At 55.5% G+C, this 5,616-nt stretch carries 5 protein-coding genes and 1 pseudogene; 5 read left to right on the forward strand and 1 reads right to left on the reverse strand.

Translation table 11 applies throughout. From position 1 onward, the window contains the following. Nucleotides 1-8: 8 nt before the first annotated feature. The 4 genes and pseudogenes from cybB to AB7E14_RS19700 form a co-directional block, all read left to right on the forward strand. Nucleotides 9-338 (forward strand): annotated as a pseudogene (gene cybB / locus AB7E14_RS19685) (cytochrome b561); the annotation flags it as partial. 173 nt (nucleotides 339-511) lie between these two features. Further along, on the forward strand, nucleotides 512-787 hold the full coding sequence (locus AB7E14_RS19690; RefSeq protein WP_003833178.1) for a metal/formaldehyde-sensitive transcriptional repressor: 276 nt from the start codon (nucleotides 512-514) through the stop codon (nucleotides 785-787). Nucleotides 788-819: 32 nt separating this feature from the next. Next, on the forward strand, nucleotides 820-1,938 hold the full coding sequence (locus AB7E14_RS19695) for an S-(hydroxymethyl)glutathione dehydrogenase/class III alcohol dehydrogenase (protein WP_316961689.1): 1,119 nt from the start codon (nucleotides 820-822) through the stop codon (nucleotides 1,936-1,938). Between the two features lie 166 nt (nucleotides 1,939-2,104). After that, nucleotides 2,105-3,793, forward strand: a complete 1,689-nt coding sequence (locus AB7E14_RS19700) for a methyl-accepting chemotaxis protein (RefSeq protein ID WP_046401596.1) — start codon at nucleotides 2,105-2,107, stop codon at nucleotides 3,791-3,793. A gap of 43 nt (nucleotides 3,794-3,836) precedes the next feature. Here AB7E14_RS19700 and AB7E14_RS19705 read toward each other — a convergent pair whose 3' ends face one another. Then, nucleotides 3,837-4,760: a LysR substrate-binding domain-containing protein gene (locus tag AB7E14_RS19705; RefSeq protein ID WP_043000621.1), complete on the reverse strand. Its 924-nt coding sequence runs from the start codon at nucleotides 4,758-4,760 to the stop codon at nucleotides 3,837-3,839. Nucleotides 4,761-4,885: 125 nt separating this feature from the next. Between AB7E14_RS19705 and AB7E14_RS19710 the strand changes: the two genes are divergently transcribed. Next, a partial coding sequence (locus tag AB7E14_RS19710) for a DHH family phosphoesterase (protein WP_428169832.1) occupies nucleotides 4,886-5,616 on the forward strand: 731 nt, incomplete at its 3' end.

Here is a 5,616-nt window from a genome sequence, read left to right on the forward strand (position 1 = left end):
TGAAATAACCGGCTCCTCCCATCGTGCCCAAACCGAAGCCGATGATGACCGGACTGGCGCATCTTGGACACCTGGTGATTTATCTGCTGTTCATCGCGCTGCCATTGATCGGCATGGTGATGATGTACAACCGCGGTAATCCGTGGATGGCCTTTGGTCTGGTGATGCCGCACGCGGCAGAAGGGAACTTTGACCTGGTGGATACGCTGAAATCCTGGCACATCACGCTGGCCAATCTCGGCTATTTTGTGATTGCGTTGCATGCCGCTGCCGCGCTACTGCACCACTATTTCTGGAAGGACAACACGCTGCTGCGCATGATGCCGCGTAAACGCTAGCGTGATTATACAGGCGCGGGGAGCGCTTCCCCGCACTGTTCCGGTATGTGATGCGACTGAAGTCGCAGCAGTTTTTGCCCTGTCATATCCTTAATCCCATTTTCTTGTCTCTCTCCTTTTCATTCTCATTACAATGCTGTTACTATACCCCCCTATAGTATCAAGGGGGGCGTATGCCGCATTCACCTGAAGATAAAAAACGTATTCTGACTCGCGTCCGGCGCATTCGGGGGCAGGTGGATGCCCTGGAGCGTGCGCTGGAGTCTGGCGAACCTTGCCTGGCTATCCTGCAACAAATCGCTGCGGTCCGCGGTGCGTCCAACGGTTTAATGGGCGAAATGGTTGAGATCCACCTGAAAGATGAGCTGGTGAGTGGTGAAACCACTCCTGACCAGCGCGCCGTGCGTATGGCTGAAATCGGCCACCTTCTTCGCGCTTATCTAAAATAAACCTATCACCTCGCAATAAAGGGAAGAGACAGATGAAATCACGTGCAGCAGTCGCGTTTGGCCCCGGTCAGCCGCTCAAAATTGTTGAGATTGACGTCGCAGCGCCGAAAAAAGGCGAAGTTCTGGTTAAAATTACCCACACTGGCGTTTGCCACACTGACGCGTTTACGCTGTCTGGTGACGATCCAGAAGGTGTGTTCCCGGCGGTACTGGGACATGAAGGCGGCGGTGTAGTGGTCGACGTCGGCGAAGGCGTGACCAGCCTGAAGCCGGGCGACCATGTTATCCCGCTGTATACCGCCGAATGTGGCGAGTGCAAATTCTGTAAATCCGGGAAGACCAACCTCTGTCAGGCCGTGCGCGCCACCCAGGGAAAAGGTCTGATGCCGGATGGCACCACCCGTTTTTCTTACAATGGTGAACCAATCTATCACTACATGGGTACCAGTACCTTCAGCGAATACACTGTATGTGCGGAAATCTCACTGGCGAAAGTCAGCCCGCAAGCCCCGCTGGATAAGGTTTGTCTGCTGGGGTGTGGCGTCACTACGGGCATAGGTGCCGTGCATAACACCGCGAAAGTCAAAGAGGGCGATACCGTTGCCGTGTTTGGCCTTGGCGGGATCGGCCTGGCGGTGATTCAGGGCGCTGTACAGGCGAAAGCAGGGCGTATTATTGCTGTCGATACCAACCCGGAAAAATTCAAACTGGCGGGTGAAATGGGCGCAACCGACTTCATTAACCCGAAAGATTATGACAAACCGATCCAGGAGGTGATTGTTGAGCTCACCGACGGTGGTGTCGACTTTAGCTTCGAATGTATCGGTAACGTCGACGTGATGCGTGCGGCGCTGGAATGCTGCCATAAAGGATGGGGCGAGAGCATCATCATTGGTGTTGCCGGGGCGGGCCAGGAGATTAAAACGCGTCCGTTCCAGCTGGTGACAGGCCGGGTCTGGCGCGGTTCCGCGTTTGGCGGCGTCAAAGGGCGCACCCAGTTACCGGGCATGGTGGAAGAGGCAATGGCCGGGAAAATCCAGTTGGATCCGTTCATTACCCATCGTTTGCCGCTGGAGCAAATCAACGACGCGTTTGACCTGATGCACGAAGGTAAATCCATCCGTACCGTTATCCATTTCGGCGATAACTGATTCATCCGCCAGCGGAAATCACCGCTGGCGCTTTCCATTTTTTAACATAAATGTTGTCAAACTGTGACGAAAACGGCGCTTTTCCCGGTAAGTAAAATTCGCGGAATGCCGATGACTATCTTACGGGCGCGTATTACGCATTAATCCTACAAGAGAGTCGACGGTCATGGACAACACATCATCGATGCAAGCACCACATAAGCTGGGCTTTCTGCATCACATCAGGCTGGTTCCGCTGTTTTCCTCCATTCTCGGTGGCATCCTTTTACTGTTCGCGCTGAGCTCCGGTCTGGCGGGCTACTTTCTCATGCAGGCTGACCGCGATCAGCGGGATGTGACAGATGAGATCCAGGTCCGCATGGGATTATCGAACAGTTCGAACCACCTGCGTACCGCGCGAATCAACATGATTCATGCCGGCGCGGCGAGCCGAATTGCTGAAATGGATGACATGAAAGCCAACATTGCGGCGGCGGAAAAGCGTATTAAGCAGTCTGAAGAAGGGTTTACTATTTACATGGCGCGCAAGGTGAAAACCCCTGCGGATGAAGCGTTGGATGGCGAACTGGAGAGCAGTTTCAAAGCCTATATAGCGGGAATGCAACCGATGCTCAAGTACGCCAGAAACGGCATGTTCGAAGCGATCATCAACCACGAAAGCGAACACGCAAGACAACTGGATGCCAGTTACAATAAGGTCCTGTTGAAGGCAATTGAACTGCGCATGGCGCGCGCTAACCAGTTAAGCGAACAGGCTCATCAGCGCACCCAACTGGGCATGATATTCATGATTGCCGCTTTTGGTCTGGCACTGGTGCTGACGCTGATGACGTTTATTGTTCTGCGTCGTACCGTCATTCAGCCGTTGCAGCATGCCGCGCAGCGTATTGAGCAAATTGCCGCCGGTGATCTCACCATGCAGGATGAACCTACCGGGCGTAGCGAGATTGGGCGACTGAGCCGCCACCTGCAACAAATGCAGCGTTCGCTGGTGCAAACGGTCGGTTCGGTGCGTCAGGGGGCAGAAGAGATTTATCGCGGTACCAGCGAAATCTCGGCGGGCAATACCGACTTGTCGTCACGCACCGAAGAACAGGCGGCGGCGATCGAACAGACGGCGGCCAGCATGGAAGAGTTGACCGCGACGGTGAAGCAAAACGCCGATAATGCACACCACGCCAGCAAACTGGCGGAAGACGCGTCCGGAAAAGCCAGCCGTGGCGGGCAGATGGTTTCCGGCGTGGTCCAGACGATGGGCAATATTTCGACCAGTTCGAAGAAAATCTCTGAGATCACGGCGGTTATCAACAGCATCGCTTTCCAGACCAATATTCTGGCGTTGAACGCCGCGGTTGAAGCCGCGCGTGCCGGTGAGCAAGGGCGTGGATTCGCCGTGGTCGCCAGTGAGGTCCGCACGCTGGCCAGCCGCAGTGCCCAGGCAGCGAAAGAGATTGAAGGGCTTATCAGCGAATCCGTCCGTCTCATCGATCAAGGTTCTGGTGAAGTGGTCGCGGCGGGGAACACGATGACCGACATCGTGGAGGCGGTAAAACGCGTCACCGATATCATGCTGGAAATCGCCGCGGCGTCGGACGAGCAGAGCCGTGGGATCGTGCAGGTCAGCCAGGCCATCTCTGAGATGGACAAAGTGACTCAGCAGAACGCATCGCTGGTGGAAGAGGCCTCTGCGGCAGCGGCGTCGCTGGAAGAGCAGGCGGCACGATTGACGGAGGCGGTGGGGACGTTTCGCTTACAGGGTGGACCCACGAGCAAACGCGTACCGACAACAAACACCCCCGTTCAGCCTCTGACACAGCCGGTTACCGATCACGGGGATAACTGGGAAACCTTCTAAGCGCCATTACCGGATGAGGCGAAAAGGCGCCTCATCCGGATTGTTATAACGGCATCGATTTACGGATAGCGGCAATTAAGCGTTGCGCGCCGGAAGAGAGCGGTGAATCCACACGGGTGAGAATTCCGATCGGCTCACCTGCGCCCTGTGTGGGCACGGGTAGCGAAACCAGCGTCGCCTGGCGCAAATCCTCTTTTACTGCGCCAGATGGCACAAACCAGACGTAGTTATAATCAACCGTTAACTGGCGCGACAGCGAGGCGGAGAGCGTCTCAATGCAGCCGGTTGGCATCTTACAACCCTGGCTTTGCAACAGCGTCTCGGCATTCTGCCGCGGTACTGTGCCTTTGGGCGAAACAACCACGGGCCACTCCATCACGCGACTCAGCGTCACGTTTTCCTGCAATAGTGGGTGATTCGGACGCACGACCAGCTTTAAGGACTCGAGAAACAGCAGCTCATAATTAAGGCCGCTCATCAATTCCGGATCGGACATCCGGCCAATGCCGATGTCGAGCTCGCCGGATTTCAGGCCCGCCAGCAGCATAGTGTTGTTCATCGTTGCCACCTGCAGCGTGGTCTCTTTTTGCTGCTGATGAAACTGACCGATGACCGACGGAAGAATACCCAGCGCGGCAGTCGGTAGCGCGCCTATTCTTACCACATCATTGTTAAGACCTTCTTTACGGTTCAGCGCCTGCCCGGCGGTGTTGAGCGCATCTAGCACTTTCACCGCATGGGTTAAAAACTGCTCGCCAGGTAACGTCAGTTGCGCCCCGAGCCGTCCGCGCTCAAAGAGGCGGGTGCCGGTCAGTTGCTCCAGTTCGTTAAGCGTTTTGGAAAGCGCAGGCTGGCTGAGGTTAAGGGTTTCGGCTGCGCGCCCCAGGGTTCCTTGTTGAGCGACAGCGACAAATGTATGAAGATGGCGCAATCGGATGCGCTGACTGAACAGACTATTTTTTTCCATAAGCGATGTTAAGAACAGAGCGATGCCGGTGACAAGTAAAGTTGTTTGTTTTTGATAACTTGATTGCAAAATATTATTAACATTTAACTTATTTAAGTAACAGCACTTTCTCTTCGGAGGCGAAAATGATCCATGTCGTAGGCCACCTGAATCCGGACAGTGACGCCATTTGCACCGCTTTTATGGCTGCCCGCTGGTTGAACATGCGCGGACGTCAGGCCTCGGCCTGGCGCCTGGGTGAACCCAATCGCGAAACCCAATTTCTGTTTGAGCGTGCGGGGCTGGACATGCCGCCGTTACTGACGATGCCGCTGACAGACCTCGACGTCTGGCTGGTGGATTTCACCGAGCCAGCGCAGGGACCGGAAACCCTTATGGCGAGCAATATCGTGGGTATTATCGATCATCACCGTCTGGGTGGACTGGTGACCCGTTTGCCGCCAGAAGTGTGGATAAAGCCAGTGGGCAGCAGCGCCACGCTGCTATGGCAACTGATGAGTCCGGAGGACAGGGCGCAGATAACGTCTGCGCAGGCGCTATTACTATTGGGTGCAATATTGAGTGACACTGTCACGCTTCGCTCGCCAACCACCACGGCGGATGACCGTCAGGCCGTTGAAGCACTGACAACGCGTGCCGGGGTTGAGCTGGCGGCGTTCAGCGCTGACCTGCTGAGTGCTAAAACCAGCGTCGAAGGATTAAGCGCCAGTGAACTGCTGCAAAAAGATATCAAGCGTTTCACCATCAAGGGTCAGCAGGTGAGCGTTGCGCAGATCGAACTGTATACATTGAGCCAGGTCGCTGACGTGATGGACGCCCTGCGGCAAGAGATGGCCGATTATGCGACCCGCAGCGG

This window comes from Citrobacter sp. (assembly GCF_050252275.1).
In the GTDB taxonomy this organism is placed as follows: domain Bacteria; phylum Pseudomonadota; class Gammaproteobacteria; order Enterobacterales; family Enterobacteriaceae; genus Citrobacter_A; species Citrobacter_A amalonaticus.